This window comes from Pseudoalteromonas sp. B160, assembly GCF_037162485.1.
GTDB classification, from domain to species: Bacteria; Pseudomonadota; Gammaproteobacteria; order Enterobacterales; family Alteromonadaceae; genus Pseudoalteromonas; species Pseudoalteromonas rhizosphaerae.
The window spans coordinates 1017632-1032921 of the sequence record NZ_JARLUX010000001.1 but is presented as its reverse complement, the minus strand read 5'-3'; the positions used below and the strand labels follow the sequence as shown (position 1 = coordinate 1032921).

The window sequence follows — 15290 nt, the reverse complement described above, 5'->3', positions numbered from 1 at the left end:
ATCTTAAATGCAAATTACCGGACGTTGTCATTGTGGTGAGGTTACTTACCATGCTGAAGTTGATGAAAATAAAGTAATAAATTGTCATTGTACTGATTGCCAAATTATCGCAAGTTCCCCATTTCGAACTGTGGTTATATCACATCCTAACGCGGTTACGTTTACTGCAGCTGCGCCGAAAGAATATATAAAAACAGCCGAAAGTGGTAATAAGCGTGCACAGGGATTTTGTGGCAATTGCGGCACCTCTTTGTATGCAACGTCAGTCGGTGATGGCGATAAAATTTATGGCCTACGTATTGGGGCTATTGAGCAGCGTGAGCAACTTATTCCTAAAGCACAAATTTGGTGTCGTTCAAGCCCATCTTGGTTAAAAGAGCTAAACACTATAACTGGCTTTGATACTGTGCCTTAAGCGTCTAATTTCGTAATGTATATTACTACTATGCGCGCTCTAACAATTTTGCAAAAGATAAATTAGCGCGCATTGCTACGTTTATATCTGCTTTAATAGCCAGTGAATTGATCACGGCATTTATGTGTGCTGCTTCAAATTGCGAATCAAGACATGTAACTAAATGGGCTTGAAGCAGAGCTTGAAAATTATCTTCCACTGCCAATGCCCCCAGCTTTATTGCCAAGTAACAGTGATGAGAAAGCCTGCTTTGGGCGCTGTTTATTTTAGTCGTGGATAGGTGTTCAATTTCTTGCTCAACCAATGCTGTACGATTTGGCTGTCTTTGCAAACATATTTGTTTTAGCACGTTTAGGCTATTTAACGCCCGAGGGGCACCAATGTAGGTAACCATATAAGAAAATGCACTATTAAGCTCATCAATGGTATGTCCTTTATCTAAGGCTTCGTTCAACAAGTTTTTTAGACGATATAACTCCCCCATTGCTGCAAGTGCGGCAATAGCTGCAACAAACGGGTATTTTGTGTGGTTATTTACTTTAAGCATAATGTCTCTTTAAAAATTAAATTGTTAAAAAGCAAAAATATCGCAGTAGGTAAGCTTTACCTTAGGCTGCTTAATTTGCTGTTTAAAATAGTGCGTAGAGAAGTGAATTATTTGGGTTTTTATAGTGATAACCTGTCAGCGCATTAATATGCCTGAGCGAATATTTATTATTACTGATAATGGCTAAATGTGTTTGTTAAAACCAATGTGTTTTTTGCCTAAAACAACAGATAGTGATTGTTTTTAATATTTATGAGTGTGCTTAGTGCTAAGCTTTGATTAAAGTATGATGAGATCAAATTAAAACGCGATGACTAGTAAACAGACCTTAACCGAATCCGTGTTAGCAATTGCTACACACGATGGTATTTTTAACACTCAGATAGATGCGCTTAAATTAGTACGTCGCAGCAATGTGTCTGAGCCTATGCCATGTGTTTATGGGCTTGGTTTAGGCATAACTGTGCAAGGTGGCAAGCGTGTTACCTTGGGCGAAGATATTTATGATTATGCAGAAGGACAAACATTAGTTGCCTCTGTTGATGTGCCAGTTGTAAGCCATATTACTTCAGCGTCTATACAACGCCCTTTTTTAGGGTTGCACTTATGTATCGACAGTAAAGTTTTAGGTCAAGCAGTTGCTAATATGGATTTTTCATCTCAAGATTGTGTAGCTCGTCAATGCGCTATGTCGGTAGTCGATGCTGATGAGGGCCTTTTAGATGCTATAAATAGGCTGATTAAATTATTAAACGAGCCTAAGCTGCTTTTGCAACTAGCCCCTTTAATCCAAGAGGAGATTGTTTTTCGGTTATTACAAAGCCCACATAGTTATCAATTAAGGCAAATAGTAACCGCAGGATCCGCTAGTCAAAAAATAGCTAAAATTTTATATTGGTTAAAACAAAATTATAAAGATGATTTTTCGATAGTTGACTTAGCTGCTGAGGCGCATATGAGTGAATCAACGTTTCGCCAGCACTTTCGAGAAGTGACTAAACTCAGCCCTTTGCAATATATCAAGAATTTACGTTTACAAGAGGCGAGGCAATTAATGCTGAATCAGCGCCTTGATGCGAATACGGCTGCTTTGCAAGTGGGCTATGAAAGCGCCTCACAATTTAGCCGAGAGTACACCCGATTTTTCGGTCGTCCTCCTCTTAAAGATATAAATGCATTGCGTTTAAGCAATGCATTTATTTAGGCATGTAGTTAGGTATTGCTGTCACTTCTCATGGTGATATTACGTCCACCTAAATAACCAAATACGGCGCACAATGCACTCGCAAAAGCACATAACCATAAGGTGGTTGTCCAATTGCCAAAGTAGCTATGTAATGAGCCTGCGATAATCGGCCCAGAGGCGGCAAGTAAATAGCCCAAGCACTGTGCCATGCCTGAAAGTGATGTAGCCTGACGGGTGTCATGAGTACGTAAGCTAATAAACGATAAACCTAAAATAAAGCAGGCGCCTGAGCAAAATCCTAAGGTGACTGCCCACAAAGAGGCAAACTCAGGTAAATAGAGCAGCCCAAGTGAGCATGTTGCGGCTATTAGTGCTAACAAGCTGGTTAAAATACGTTGATCTTTAAGCTTTGCCAGCAGTGGTATTAAGATAATGCCAGGCACTGCAGACGCTACTTGAAAGGCACCTTGTAGCGCACCCGCATGCTGAGCTGTATGGCCACCTTCAAGCAAAATGCTCGGCAACCAACTAATCATAATATAGGTAAAAAATGAATTTAATCCCAGCAGTAAGGTAATCTGCCACGCAAGCGCCTCGTGCCATACTTTGTTGGTGTTGACACTCGCCAGTAGATCTTTTGTTGGCTTAGTATGAAGTTTTAACTGTGGTAGCCAAATAACAATACTCACTAGGGTAAGTAAGCCATAACAAGCAAGGGCTAATTGCCAGCCGATACTTTTATATTCAGCCAGCGGAATAATAAGCGCGGCATAACTACCACCAAAAATTCCCATTGCTAGTACGTAAGTAGAGGTCATCACTGCCACTTTATGTGGGAAGTCGCGTTTAATTAAGCTCGGTAACAGTACGTTACCAATTGCGATACCGATGCCAATGACTGCTGTACCTAAGTAAAGCATTGGCATAGAGTCAATTAGCCGCGAAGCCAAGCCCAAACCAATCAGAATAAGCGCAATAAACAGTGATATTTCTAAGCCTTGTTTTTTAGCAAGACTTGCCGCCATCGGGCTGGCTAAAGCAAAGGCAATTAACGGCAGTGTTGTGAGCATACCGGCTTGCGAAGGGCTTAAGTTAAAGGTCAAAATTATTTGCTCAAGCACAGGAGCAAGCCCTGTAACGGGGCGCGTAAGTTAGCGGCAATAAAAATAATGCCTAAAATTAAAATCGCAGTGGAAAATAAAGTCCGTTTAATTGGAGTTGAATACAAAACTAAAGTCACCAAGTAGATGGCAGGTAGCGTAATTATACCCCAACGCAACTGACGTTGATATTAAATTGCCAGCTGATTACTCTTTAAATTTGAATAACTTATTCTTAACAATTCCTTGTTCAGCAGGGTATTTTAAAAATAATTAACCCCACTTTTTATAGTCATCCGTTAATAACCTTACTAATTACGAATTTAATAGATAACAAGGTGACTTTATGAATAACAAGATTACTAATGCCCAGCAGGTTAATTTACGTTTAACTATGTTGAGCCTTGCGGTGATAGTTAGCTTAACTGGCTGTGAGCAAAGTGCGCCACATGAGGTTGATAAACAACAAAGCCAAGTAAACAACGCGGCGCCAATTAATCAAACCGATGAGCAGCAATTGGAGCTGCAAGCTCAAAAAATACAGATGCAACATGCCGTAAGATATACGGCAATGCCACAAGGAATGATGCATGAAAGCGTTGCTATGCCGCGCTCTGAATTACAGCTACAGCCGATGCCACGGACTCCAATTGATGATGTAGTCGTAGTGTCAGAGCAAGATCGTGAAAATTATTTAAAATCCCAGCAAAACCCAGTAAAACAAGTTGGTACTGAACCGGTTTCAACCTTTTCAATTGATGTTGATACGGGCAGTTACAGCAATACTCGGCGTATGCTCAATATGGGGAAATTACCACCTAATGACGCAGTGCGTGAAGAAGCTTTTATTAATTATTTTGACTACGATTACAGTGCACCCAATAGCATAGCTACACCTTTTAATGTTCATACCGAGATGGCAACAGCTCCTTGGAATGAGCATCGGCAACTGTTAAAAATTGGCATTAAAGGTTTTGAGATTGAAAAAGCCGATTTAAAGGCAGCGAATTTAGTGTTTTTACTGGATGTATCTGGCTCTATGAATGCACCAAATAAGTTACCCTTATTAAAAACCAGTTTAACCATGTTAACTAAACAATTAGATGAAAATGATTCAGTTGCCATTGTCGTGTATGCCGGTGCCGCAGGCGTGGTTTTGCCAGCAACGAAAGGCAATGATCAACAAACTATCAGCGCCGCGTTAGATAAACTGGCAGCAGGCGGCTCAACTAATGGCGAGCAAGGTATTGAACTGGCTTATCAAATTGCGGCCGAAAATTTTAAAAAAGGAGGTATTAATCGGGTGATTCTAGCCACTGATGGCGACTTTAATGTGGGCACCCAATCAATCGATAAACTCACAGAGCTTGTGGCATCTAAGCGCAAGACGGGGATTGCCTTAACTACTTTGGGATTTGGCCAAGGTAATTATAATGATGGCCTAATGGAGCAACTGGCGAATATAGGTAACGGCCAGCATGCTTACATAGATAACATAAACGAAGCACGCAAAGTACTGGTCGATGAACTCAGCAGTACCATGCAAATTATTGCCAAAGACGTAAAAGTTCAAGTGGAATTCAATCCACAGCAGGTGGCTGAATATCGTTTAATTGGTTATCAAAATCGCGTACTCGCTAATGAAGATTTTAATAACGATAAGGTCGATGCCGCAGAGTTAGGGGTAGGGCATAGCGTGACTGCGCTGTATGAAATAACCTTAGCCAACTCAGATCGTAAACAAATTGATGAGCTGCGTTACCAATCTAAAGAAGACAAAAAACTGGCTACCAGCAATGAACTCGCCTTTGTAAAAGTGCGTTATAAACAGCCTGACGCTGAGCAAAGTAAGTTGATCACTCAAGCTGTTGCAACACCTAAAGGTGAGCTGCCTTTATCGCAAGCCAGCCAAGACTTTAAATTTGCCGCCGCAGTGGCTGGTTTTGCGCAGTTATTAAAAGGTGCAAAATATATCGGAGACTGGCAGTATGAAGATTGCGCTAAATTGGCAACCGCTAACAAAGGCATAGACACATTTGGCTATCGTAGTGAGTTTGTGCAACTCGTTAATAATGCTGCGGCACTGTGATACCAATCAACTTAAATATTTAGTCATTCTAGCGCGCTAAATAAAGCGCTAACTGTGTTATAAATTTCTCAAATAGAACAACTATATGTCAAAGTTTATGCCTTGTTATCACTCTATTTATATGTCGCTATAAATGACTAATAACTTAACACGATTGGTATGATTTAAGTAAAGGATGTTATGACAGAACTAGCTGATGAGCAATTAATGTTGAGTTATGGACAAGGTGATGTACAGGCTTTTACCCAGCTGTACCTACGCCATAAAAATAGCTTATATCGTTATTTTTTACGCCAGTGCGCAAACCCGCAAGTGGCTGAAGAGCTTTATCAAGAAGTCTGGAATAAGCTGATAAAAGCGCGCTCACAGTATCAAGTGAGCGCTAAGTTTACCACTTGGTTGTATCGTATTGCGCACAATGAATTGATTGATCATTACCGCCGCACTGGTACGCAAAACAAATGGCTAGACGGTGATAATCAAGACATTGAAATTGCCGAATTTGCTGATCATAACAGTCGACCAGATGCTGAAAAGCTCGAGCAGGCTCAGCAAGCAGCGCAGTTAAAAGTGTGCCTAGCACAATTGCCACGTGAGCAAAAAGAGGCGTTTTTACTTAAACACGAAGCTGATTTTACCCTCAAAGAAATTGCCGAACTAGCGGTAGAAACAACTGAAAATATCAAAAGCCGCATCCGTTACGCGCTAGCCAAGCTAAAGCAATGTATCAAGTATAAAATGGAGACTAACAATGAGCGATAAGTTAACCGATCATGATATTGCTTCACTTTATAAACGAGGTGCAACGGAGCAACCAAGCTTACAACTTGATGAGCAAATATTACAACATGCAGCTGAAGCCGCTAATGCTAACAAAGTAACCAATATTAATAAGCGCAAACGCTTTTACCAAACTTGGTATGGGCAATTATCTACTGCGGCATCACTGGTGTTAGTCGCGGTTTTATATATGCAAAATACTACTCAGTATCTTAAGCCGTCAGAGGCAATGAATGATCTACAAATTTTAGTCGATGAACAGACTGCGTTAGCACCTGCAGCCTCGTCTGAAATGATGCAAAGCGAAGTGCTAGAACAAAAGCAGCTAGAGCAATTAAAGCAAACTCAAAGGCTTCAACGCAGTACACAATCTTACACGGCAGGACAGCAATTTGAGTCGCAAAGCATGACCGCTAAAAGTGAAGTATTATTAGAGCTTGAAGTGATCACCGAAGACGTTGCGAATAAATTTAAGCGTATAGATACACTTATTGCTGATGGTGAAACAACCGCCGCTAAAGCTCAGCTTGCTGAGTTATTAGTAGCGCACCCAGAACTCAAGGTGCACTTAACTGAGCAGTATAAACAGCTATTACAGTAAAAGGTAATCTAGTTATGTTCGCTATATAGCTATATTTTTTGTTTTATACTACCATGTTCGCTATATGGCGAGTTTTTGGTGGCTGCGATGAATAGAATAGAAATAGGAAAAGCGCTTGCTCAGGCGCGAAAAGAAAAACAACTAACACAACGAGAAGTGCAAAAATTGACGAACATTAATAAAAGCACACTATCTGAAATTGAAAACGGTAAATTTACAGGATCATTGGATATCCTTGAGCGTTATACTCATTATTTAGATTATGAGCTAGCTGTAGTACCAAGAACTTTGTCTAAATCACGGTTACCTCGTTGGGATGAATTAAACGATCTTTTTAGTGAGGATAGCTAGTGACGGCTTTTAACCTACCTGAAAAAGTACAAAAGTTGACAGTGTGTATAGATGACAAAGAGCTGGGTGTGCTAACTCATGATGCAATACACGATTATAAGCAAACGCAAAATGAGTTTAATCTATCATTAACTATGACTGAAAAAGGCATGGATGATAGTTATCGATCTGGTGCATTGCATCCTATTTTTGCGCAAAATTTGCCTGAAGGCATAACCGTAGATACATTGCACAAAGGCTTGCTCGTTACGCCAAAGTTAACGACATGTACTTATTAGCTTTGCAAGGAAGTGATGGTATTGGCATGTTATCTTACCAAGGTGACTTTAAATTACCGCAAGTTGATAGCGTGTCACTTAACGATATTCTTACGTATTCGCATGCACAGCCTTTATTTCCGCAGTTATTAGAAAAATACTATCTCAGGAATACCTTGTCAGGAATGCAACCCAAAGTAAGTATTCCAAGTGTTGAGCGAACAGTTCATCAAAAAGATCTGATCGTAAAATCATTTGATGAAGAGTTTGAGCTGCTTACTGTTAATGAATATGTGTGCATGCAAGCAGCTAAATATTGCGGTCTAGCACCGCCAAATACGTATTTATCTGATAACCTTGAAACATTTGTGATTGAACGCTTTGATCGTGGTGAAAGTGGCACTCAGTTGCTAGGTTATGAAGACTTTACAACTTTGATGAAGCGCTCTTCAGATCCCGATGAAAAATATCGGGGAAGTTACGAAACCCTACTGAAAGCAACCTATTTGTACACGAATAATATGCTCGAAGTTGAAAAAATGTATAAGTACATCGTTTTCAGTTGTTTAATTGGTAACGGTGACGCCCATCTTAAAAATTTTGCGCTGCAGTACACGCCAGATATGAGCAATATTTTTGTTTCTCCACCTTTTGATATTACTCATACATTAATTTATCCAACCATCAATAATAAAATGGCACTTAATATTTGTAAGAGCAAAGAGTTTCCAGACTGTGATCACTTAATTAAGCTGGCTAATCAAGGTCATATCGTAATTAGGAATGCGCAAGAGATTGTTGAATCGTTAGCTCAAGGGGTTATAGAGTATGTTTCAAGGTCACAAGAAGTCTTGCTTTTAAGTGGTTTAAAAGAGTCGATTTTAGCTGGAGTTGATAAAGTGATGACTGCAACTTACAACTCAAAATCATATCGCCATGATAAAAAGAAAAAGTTTGAGTAATAGCAGAAATCACTTAATTCAATATTTACCAAGCGTAACTTGCTGAGAACATTATATTACGTGGTCGCCCAGGAAAATAACGGTCGCCAGTAAAGCTGGTGTAATCGGCACGCTCTGCATAGGCGGTATCAAATAGATTGTTAATGCGCGCGGTTAGTTTCAATTGTTCTGTCAGTTGCCATGCTGCGCGTAAATTTAGTAAGTCATGGCCTGCGTAACTGTGTTGGTTTTCAGGATCGGTAAAATAGTCACTGACATGATGCCACTCAATAGCAATTAAGGTGTTATTGGTGACTTGCCAGTTAGCTTGTAGGTTGGCGATATTACGCGGTGCTGTGTCTATGTCGTTACCGTTAATGTTTACTTCAGATAAAACTTGGTCATAGTCGTATGTGTGTATTGCATGGCTTGCTGCTAGGGCAAGTTGAATCGACTGAGTAAGTTGATAATCCAGCTCCAGTTCAATACCACGGTGCTGAGTTTGGCCATCATTAATGGTGAAAAAATTGCTGTCGCGAAAAATCACGTTTTGTTTATTCATCGTATACGCAGAGACTACATAGTGCAGTTGTTGATATTGCCCTTTGAGGCCCACTTCTAGATTGTCTGCAGTTTCAGATTCGAGATCAGCCACTTGTTGTTCGCGCTGTAGCTGATAAAGTTCAGCCGCTTGCGGCGCACGGTAACCGCGAGATAGGTTTGCATATAAATAATTATCAGCACTTAATTGATAACTCAAGCCAAGTTTAGGCGATGTATTGGTAAAGGTATTCTTACTACTTGGCGGGCGCGAGTAACGACAACCGCCAAATCCACATTCGCTGCCATTCTCGTCAGTGCGACCAGCCAGCATATTATTGGTGTAGTCGTAATCAAGCTGCTCAAAGCGTGCGCCTAAACTGATAGCGAGTTGCTGCCATTGCCAATCAAGGCTAATAAAAGGGGCGAGTAGGGTGCTGGTTACATCGTAATCGTAATGCTTACCTTGTGGTACAGTTGCTACTAAAAATGCTGAACCTTGAGTTGGCTCGTCTTGATATTGCAAAAAATCTGCACGGGTGTATTCGCTGTCTAGCCCTAAATTAACAGTTAATTCGTTTGAATACGCATGCTGCCAAAGTGATTGCACGCCAACGCCATTTTGGCTGTTTTCTTCAAGCGGTGTGCCTGGTAAAAAATGCTTAAAGAAGGTCATACTTTGATTGCGCACATACGGGGTAATGGTTAGCGTATCTTTTGCTGTTTGCCATTGTGTTTTTGACCAAAGCCGAAATGAGCGGGCTTTTCTAAATGCATCAGGATCAAAGTTTTGCTGGGCTATTTCATCGTTTTTATAGCTTTCAAAGCCTTCAATAAATCCGGCAGTTTTTTGATCTAAGTGGGTATAGCTCAATCCTGTTGTGACGGATAGATCATCACTTGTATAGCGATGGCGCAGATTGAGCTTTTCTTGGTCTACGCTTTCATCATCACGGTATCCGGTATCGCGAGTGATACTGGCATTGATACCAAATCCTTGATTGCCTAAATCTTTTCCGCTGCGCAGTTTGAATCGGTTGTAACCGTAAGAGCCTAAATCAACGCCGAGCAAATGTTCATCATAAGTGGTATCTGGGGTGATCACATTAATTACGCCATGCACAGCATTTGAGCCGTAAAGGGCAGAGCCTGGGCCTTTTAAAACTTCAATACGCTGCGCCATTTCGGTGTGCGCTTCAAACAATTCGTTAATATTGCAAAAGCCTGCCGCACGCAGGGGGATGCCATCTTCGGCTGTTAAAATACCGCCACAGGCGCCAGCGCCAGAAAGCACCGGAGAGCGCAGTGCGGGCAAATATTCTTGACCGTTACCATGTTGCACATTGGCACCTGCAACTTGCTTTAACACTTGCTCGATATGGGTCGGTGCGATTAAATCTAACTGTGCTTTAGTGATGCTGCTTATTACTAAAGGAAGAGGATCGGCGCGTACCTCAGCACGAGATGCTGTAGTGGTAATGCGTTCAATGTCGTTTTGCGCGGCGAAAGAATTAAAGGCTGTAGGTGTGATCAGCGCCAGAGATAATAATCGAGAAAGCATGAAAGCCCTTTATCTAAGATATTTCAAAAGGGCAGGATATAACCTTTTTTAGGAATTCTAAAGCTTTAGCGATAAACGCTTGTTAGTTTAATGTAGAGCTGTTTAGTTATTTGCTCGTGTTGTTTTAAAATTAACATAGCAGTTAGTAACATTAATAAGAAATATAAACTGCCACCACTGCTGCCGTCTTTATGATTAACATTGGCTATTTTGTCTTCTTTGACACGGGTTTTAAATGAACCAAGTTCAGCATCTAAGTTTGTGATCATGTCATCAACAGCTAAGCTAAAGCTGCCTTGCGACTGCTCGTTTAAGGTTTCATCAATACCGACGGCTGTACTGCGTTGCTCTACTTTGTTAATTCCGGAGCTCGAAACAGCATTTTTCTACTTTTCACATCGAAAACAGCTGTATCAACAAAAGTTTGTACGGTGTTTTCGTTGCCAGGAATAACGTATAACCCCACAATTGTTAAATATAAGAATGCAGCATTATTTTCGAGAGTTTGTGATACTTGGTCATATGATACCAGCGCAATAATATCAACGTCATATAATCTACATACTTGCTCAAGAGTGGTAAATCCTTGACCTCCTTTTAAATAACTACTAGGAATAACTTCAATACGGTCAATGTAGTCATATTGCATAAACTGTTTTTTTACTTTCTCAAGCAAGGCGATTTCGTCGTTACTGCGAATGCCAGAGTCATATTGGTTAGGAATAAATGCAATACCTACAGTGGCAGGTAAGTTGAGTGTTGGCACGCTTGGTTGATGGGCTTGGCGACTTTGTTCATCAGGGTATAGAAAATCCACCAAGCTACTTGAGCGCGTTTTTTGATTCGCATTTTGGCTGAGCATAGTGCTGCAGCCAGCTAACGAAGTAATTACAATCACCAAAACCAATTTTAGAGTTTTCATATTATTCCTTTTTATAATTAAGTGATCCGATGAGTTTGAACCTTGAACGATGAAAAAGTTCTCACTGTGCTATTTTAAGATAATGTTAGTTAGTACATTAGATTGCTTAATAAACTCCTCATCGTGGCTCACCAATATAAAGCTGCCAGTAAAATCAGCCAGATTTTGCGCAAGATATTGCTTGTTAGCCAAGTCTAAGTGGTTATCGGGTTCATCGAGTAACAATAAATAGTGCTGCGCATTTTGCGCCGCTATAAGCATGGCTAATTGCATTTTCTCGCCGCCGCTTAATTGACTAATTGGCCGATAAATATTCTCTCCCTTAAAGCCAATATTCGCAAGCAAATGGCGTACTGTTTGTTGTTTTAGCTGACAGTGTTTTTCTAATGCATTGCATAAAGTGTCTGTTGCTCCTAAAAAAGAGCTGTGTTGATCGATATAAAGCACTTTACTATTTAATTGAAGCGCTGTTGATACTGGTGAATTTGCCGAGTCATTAATCATCCGGAGTAATGTTGACTTACCGCTGCCATTGGCTCCTTTTAGGTGTAACTTATCACCACTAAAAATTTGCAGGGTGATTGCTTTATTAGCGCTTGAAAATGGCAAAGTAAGTTTTTCAATAAATAGTAGGCGTTTATTGCTAGTCGGTTGCGTAAACTTTACTGTTTTAGCTTTACTATTTGGTAACTGCTGTTGAAGTGTTTGGCGTTTTTCGGTTAGGGCTTTGCGTTTGGCTGAGGCTAGCCGCTCAGAAGCGCCTTTACTTGCTTGGGCACTGTTTTTCTTAAAGTCTAACATCACTTTTGGTTGGCTGGTGGTGTTACGTTTTTTATTACCTTGTGCTGCTCTTTGTTGGGCTTTTTCACGATTAAGCTGGGTTTGCTGAAGGTGTTTTTGTCGCTCCTTGTCAAGATTATTAATTTGCTTTGTAAGCGCAGTTTGTTGCAGCGATTTCTGTTGGCTAAAATGCTGATAGTTACCCGTTTCATAATGAACACCTTGGCTGCTGAGCTCAATAATAGCATCGCATTGATTAAGTAATTGGCGGTCATGACTTACTACAATTACTTGTCCTTTAAACGCATGTAATTGGTCAATTAGCCATTGCTTTGCTGATTGGTCTAAATGGTTACTTGGCTCATCTAAAATCAGTAAATCAGGCTTTGTTTGCAACGCGCAAAATAGCATTAAACGCCGCTGTTGACCGCCGCTTAAATGCTTAATTGGCTGGTTTAATGAGGTATCAATAGCAAGGGCTAAAAGTTGTTGTTTGTAATATTGCTCGCATAACCAATCATCATTGATTAGGTTAAAGTCAGCTTCATGGCAGCTTCCTTGTTCAATACGATTAAGGGCGGCTAACTTTTTATCAACTCCTAATAGTTGTGCAATTGTGGATGACGATGTTTGAAGGTGCTGCTCACTTAATTGTTGTTGTGAAATAAGCACGCGAGTACCACTAAATTCAACATGTCCCGTACTAGGTTGTTGTTGGTTTGCCAATATACTCAACAATATTGATTTACCGCTGCCATTAGCACCAATGATCGCGGTGAGCTTTTCATTTATTGAAAAACTAAGTTGTTTAAATTGAGTTTGGCCATCAGGGTGTTGATAGCTTAAATTGTGGATGTGTAATGTATGCATAATGCCTCTGGAGTGTTCAGGGCATGGCGCGCAAAGCAATTAAAATTAACTAGGTATCGTTAAGTCGATAGCAAGATATATGACGAATTTTGCGCCCACTAACCCTGTAAATTCAAAAAATAAAACGAATTTCAACAGGTGTTAGTTATTCATTAATGCGCAAACTCCAGTAAGGTAAGTGAGTTAATAATATACGAATATGTTGTGAGCTGTCAGCCAGTTTTTATTATTTATTCTCTTTAATATAGCTAACTAATTGTTTGTTAAAACACAAAACTGTAAGCACTCACTACCTTTACAAAGTTTACAATTCATTTCATCTTTCATTCAGGCTGACTTGTTAGGCTTTAATTATTCACACAGATTATGCTAGGAAGTAGCTATGAATAAATTAATCCCCCTGTCTTTGGCTGTACTTGGTTTGAGCCTATTACCGTTTGCAGTAAATGCTAAGCACGAGCGCGAACATGATCGTTATGAACATCGCCATGAGCATCATCATGAGCATAAAAAGCACAGTAAAAAGTACCATAAAAAATATTATAAAAAACACCATAAGTCAGCAGATTATAAAAAGTTGCCGCCAGGTTTATACAAGAAAGTAGGCTACGGGCATGGCTTACCGCCAGGTTGGTATAAAAAATATCATCGCGGCGATCGCCTTGATAGAGATATTTACCGCCGTGGTCGAGTTGTTGAGCGTCATGACCGAAAGGGGATAATTTTACTGGAAGTTGATGATCAGCTAATTCATTTAGTGCATGACACTCGAGAGATTCTCTCTATTGTTACTCGTCACTAAATTTTTACCAAGTCACAACTTGATGTAGGGTTATTTAATTTACTTCATAACGAGTTCATGAATTATTGCTATTCTTTAAATGAACTAAATAGGGAGTAAAATATGAAAGCACTTCTATCTACTGCTTTGCTTGGCTTAGTACTTTGCAGCGGCGCAGCTTTTGCAAAAAATGATAACCATGACAAAGACAAAAATAAAGGTAAAGGGAGTTTACCGCCAGGATTACAAAAAAAGTTGATAATGGTGGTCAATTGCCTCCTGGTTGGCAAAAAAAGTACCACAAAGGTGACAGATTAGATTACGATATCTATCGCCATGGTCGAGTAGTAAAACCGATAGACCGTGATGGTCGTATTACGATTGAAATAGACGATACCATCATTCATATGGTGCATGATACTCGCGAAATTTTGTCAATTTTAAGTCGTTATTAATAAAGGATTATTGAATGCTAATTGTGCTGGTAAGTATATTAAGTGTGTTATTAGTTGTGACACTTTTACCTATGTCTTTCAGCCAGCATTATTTAATTCGTAGTTGCGACTTTGTTCGTTTACAGGTTTTTTATCTTGCATTGGCTGGGTTGCTTTTAGGTGTTTATTTTGCATTAAGTGGACTATCGCCTTTGGTTGTATCGTCGCTAATCATGGCAACTGTAATTTTGCTTATTCAAGGTAAATGGATATATCCTTATACTTGGCTTGCTAAAAAAGAAGTGGCGCAAAGTCCCGCAGGCAGTGGGCATAGTATTCGTATTATGTCGGCTAATGTGTTGATGTCGAACACTCGCTACCAAGACTTAATAGATTTAGTCCATGAACACCAGCCAGATTTACTTATTACGCTTGAGTCAGATACTAAATGGCAACAGCAACTTGCAGCCATTGAAGAAGATTATCCATACAAAATATTTTGCCCGAAAGATAATCGCTACGGCATGCATTTATACAGTAAATATAAGATAAAAAAACAACAAGTATGTGAGCTTGTAGAAAACGATATTCCCTCAATTCACGTTCTATTTGAGACTGTAGAAGGTCTTGAAGTACAAGGTCATTTTATTCATCCTGCTCCTCCAAGTCCTACTGAAGAAGATACCTCTAGGCCACGAGATACCGAACTTATTTTGCTTGCTAAGGCTTTAAAGAACAACAAACGTCCAACAATTGTTGCTGGCGATTTAAATGACGTTGCTTGGTCAAGAAGTACCCGTTTATTTATGGAAATCAGTGACTTTTTAGACCCACGCAAAGGCCGAGGTTTTTTTAATACCTTTCATGCTGGGTATTTCTTTATGCGCTGGCCGCTTGACCACTTATTCCATAGCCATGGCTTTACTGTTAAACGTATAAAAAGGCTAGAAAAATATGGCTCGGATCATTTTGCTCTTTTAACTGAGTTAGTGCATAAGCCTGATAATAGTAACCAGCAACTAGATGACGACATGGATATTCAAAAGGCGGTTAATGAATTGCAAATGGAGAATACTTCTAGCCGAGAAGTGCCTACCTTTAATGATGAAGTAAGTAAAATATAGCTAATAACCGT

Annotated in this window: 14 protein-coding genes and 2 pseudogenes; 11 read left to right on the top strand and 5 right to left on the bottom strand. The window is 39.9% G+C overall.

The features are described from left to right. Nucleotides 1-7: 7 nt before the first annotated feature. Complete coding sequence (locus P4S61_RS04795; RefSeq protein ID WP_182718283.1) at nt 8-415, top strand: GFA family protein; 408 nt, start codon at nt 8-10, stop codon at nt 413-415. Nucleotides 416-443: 28 nt separating this feature from the next. On the opposite strand, the gene P4S61_RS04790 is transcribed toward P4S61_RS04795, so the two are convergent. Then, on the bottom strand, nt 444-962 hold the full coding sequence (locus P4S61_RS04790; RefSeq protein ID WP_182758143.1) for a carboxymuconolactone decarboxylase family protein: 519 nt from the start codon (nt 960-962) through the stop codon (nt 444-446). Nucleotides 963-1272: 310 nt separating this feature from the next. Between P4S61_RS04790 and P4S61_RS04785 the strand changes: the two genes are divergently transcribed. Beyond that, nucleotides 1273-2166, top strand: a complete 894-nt coding sequence (locus P4S61_RS04785) for an AraC family transcriptional regulator (RefSeq protein WP_145241227.1) — start codon at nt 1273-1275, stop codon at nt 2164-2166. A gap of 8 nt (nt 2167-2174) precedes the next feature. Here the strand turns inward: P4S61_RS04785 and P4S61_RS04780 are convergent. Continuing rightward, nucleotides 2175-3397 (bottom strand): annotated as a pseudogene (locus tag P4S61_RS04780) (MFS transporter). Nucleotides 3398-3594: 197 nt separating this feature from the next. Here P4S61_RS04780 and P4S61_RS04775 point away from each other — a divergent pair. From P4S61_RS04775 to P4S61_RS04750, 6 genes are all read left to right on the top strand, one after another. After that, nucleotides 3595-5337 (top strand): vWA domain-containing protein, encoded by a 1743-nt coding sequence (locus P4S61_RS04775; protein ID WP_259399561.1) that lies wholly within the window; start codon nt 3595-3597, stop codon nt 5335-5337. A 180-nt stretch (nt 5338-5517) separates the two neighbouring features. Then, nucleotides 5518-6099 carry a sigma-70 family RNA polymerase sigma factor gene (locus tag P4S61_RS04770; RefSeq protein WP_145241223.1) on the top strand — a complete coding sequence of 194 codons (582 nt, stop codon included), beginning with the start codon at nt 5518-5520 and terminating at the stop codon, nt 6097-6099. Continuing rightward, nucleotides 6089-6718 carry a hypothetical protein gene (locus P4S61_RS04765; protein WP_337117868.1) on the top strand — a complete coding sequence of 210 codons (630 nt, stop codon included), beginning with the start codon at nt 6089-6091 and terminating at the stop codon, nt 6716-6718. The genes P4S61_RS04770 and P4S61_RS04765 overlap by 11 nt, the downstream gene beginning before the upstream one ends. A gap of 87 nt (nt 6719-6805) precedes the next feature. Next, entirely contained in the window at nt 6806-7069 is a 264-nt protein-coding gene (locus P4S61_RS04760; RefSeq protein WP_145241219.1) for a helix-turn-helix domain-containing protein, read from the top strand. Beyond that, nucleotides 7069-7347, top strand: a complete 279-nt coding sequence (locus P4S61_RS04755; protein ID WP_337117866.1) for a HipA N-terminal domain-containing protein — start codon at nt 7069-7071, stop codon at nt 7345-7347. The genes P4S61_RS04760 and P4S61_RS04755 overlap by 1 nt, the downstream gene beginning before the upstream one ends. Continuing rightward, nucleotides 7335-8288 (top strand): type II toxin-antitoxin system HipA family toxin, encoded by a 954-nt coding sequence (locus P4S61_RS04750; RefSeq protein ID WP_337117865.1) that lies wholly within the window; start codon nt 7335-7337, stop codon nt 8286-8288. The genes P4S61_RS04755 and P4S61_RS04750 overlap by 13 nt, the downstream gene beginning before the upstream one ends. A 25-nt stretch (nt 8289-8313) precedes the next feature. Here P4S61_RS04750 and P4S61_RS04745 read toward each other — a convergent pair whose 3' ends face one another. The 3 genes and pseudogenes from P4S61_RS04745 to P4S61_RS04735 form a co-directional block, all read right to left on the bottom strand. Then, a complete protein-coding gene (locus tag P4S61_RS04745; RefSeq protein ID WP_182759598.1) occupies nt 8314-10368 on the bottom strand; it encodes a TonB-dependent receptor in 2055 nt (684 codons plus the stop codon). A gap of 65 nt (nt 10369-10433) precedes the next feature. Further along, nucleotides 10434-11290 (bottom strand): annotated as a pseudogene (gene rhlP / locus P4S61_RS04740) (rhombotarget lipoprotein). A gap of 69 nt (nt 11291-11359) precedes the next feature. Then, nucleotides 11360-12940, bottom strand: coding sequence for an ATP-binding cassette domain-containing protein (locus tag P4S61_RS04735; RefSeq protein WP_182758150.1), 1581 nt, complete (start codon nt 12938-12940; stop codon nt 11360-11362). Between the two features lie 382 nt (nt 12941-13322). Here P4S61_RS04735 and P4S61_RS04730 point away from each other — a divergent pair, with 382 nt between their 5' ends. The 3 genes from P4S61_RS04730 to P4S61_RS04720 all read left to right on the top strand — a co-directional run bounded on the left by P4S61_RS04730 (nt 13323) and on the right by P4S61_RS04720 (nt 15279). Next, nucleotides 13323-13742 carry a hypothetical protein gene (locus P4S61_RS04730; RefSeq protein WP_182759596.1) on the top strand — a complete coding sequence of 140 codons (420 nt, stop codon included), beginning with the start codon at nt 13323-13325 and terminating at the stop codon, nt 13740-13742. Between the two features lie 251 nt (nt 13743-13993). Next, a complete protein-coding gene (locus P4S61_RS04725; RefSeq protein WP_337117864.1) occupies nt 13994-14176 on the top strand; it encodes a hypothetical protein in 183 nt (60 codons plus the stop codon). A gap of 14 nt (nt 14177-14190) precedes the next feature. Beyond that, the gene (locus P4S61_RS04720) at nt 14191-15279 is read left to right on the top strand and encodes an endonuclease/exonuclease/phosphatase family protein (RefSeq protein ID WP_145241206.1); all 1089 of its coding nucleotides are present in this window, start codon (nt 14191-14193) and stop codon (nt 15277-15279) included. The last annotated feature ends 11 nt before the right edge of the window (nt 15280-15290 follow it).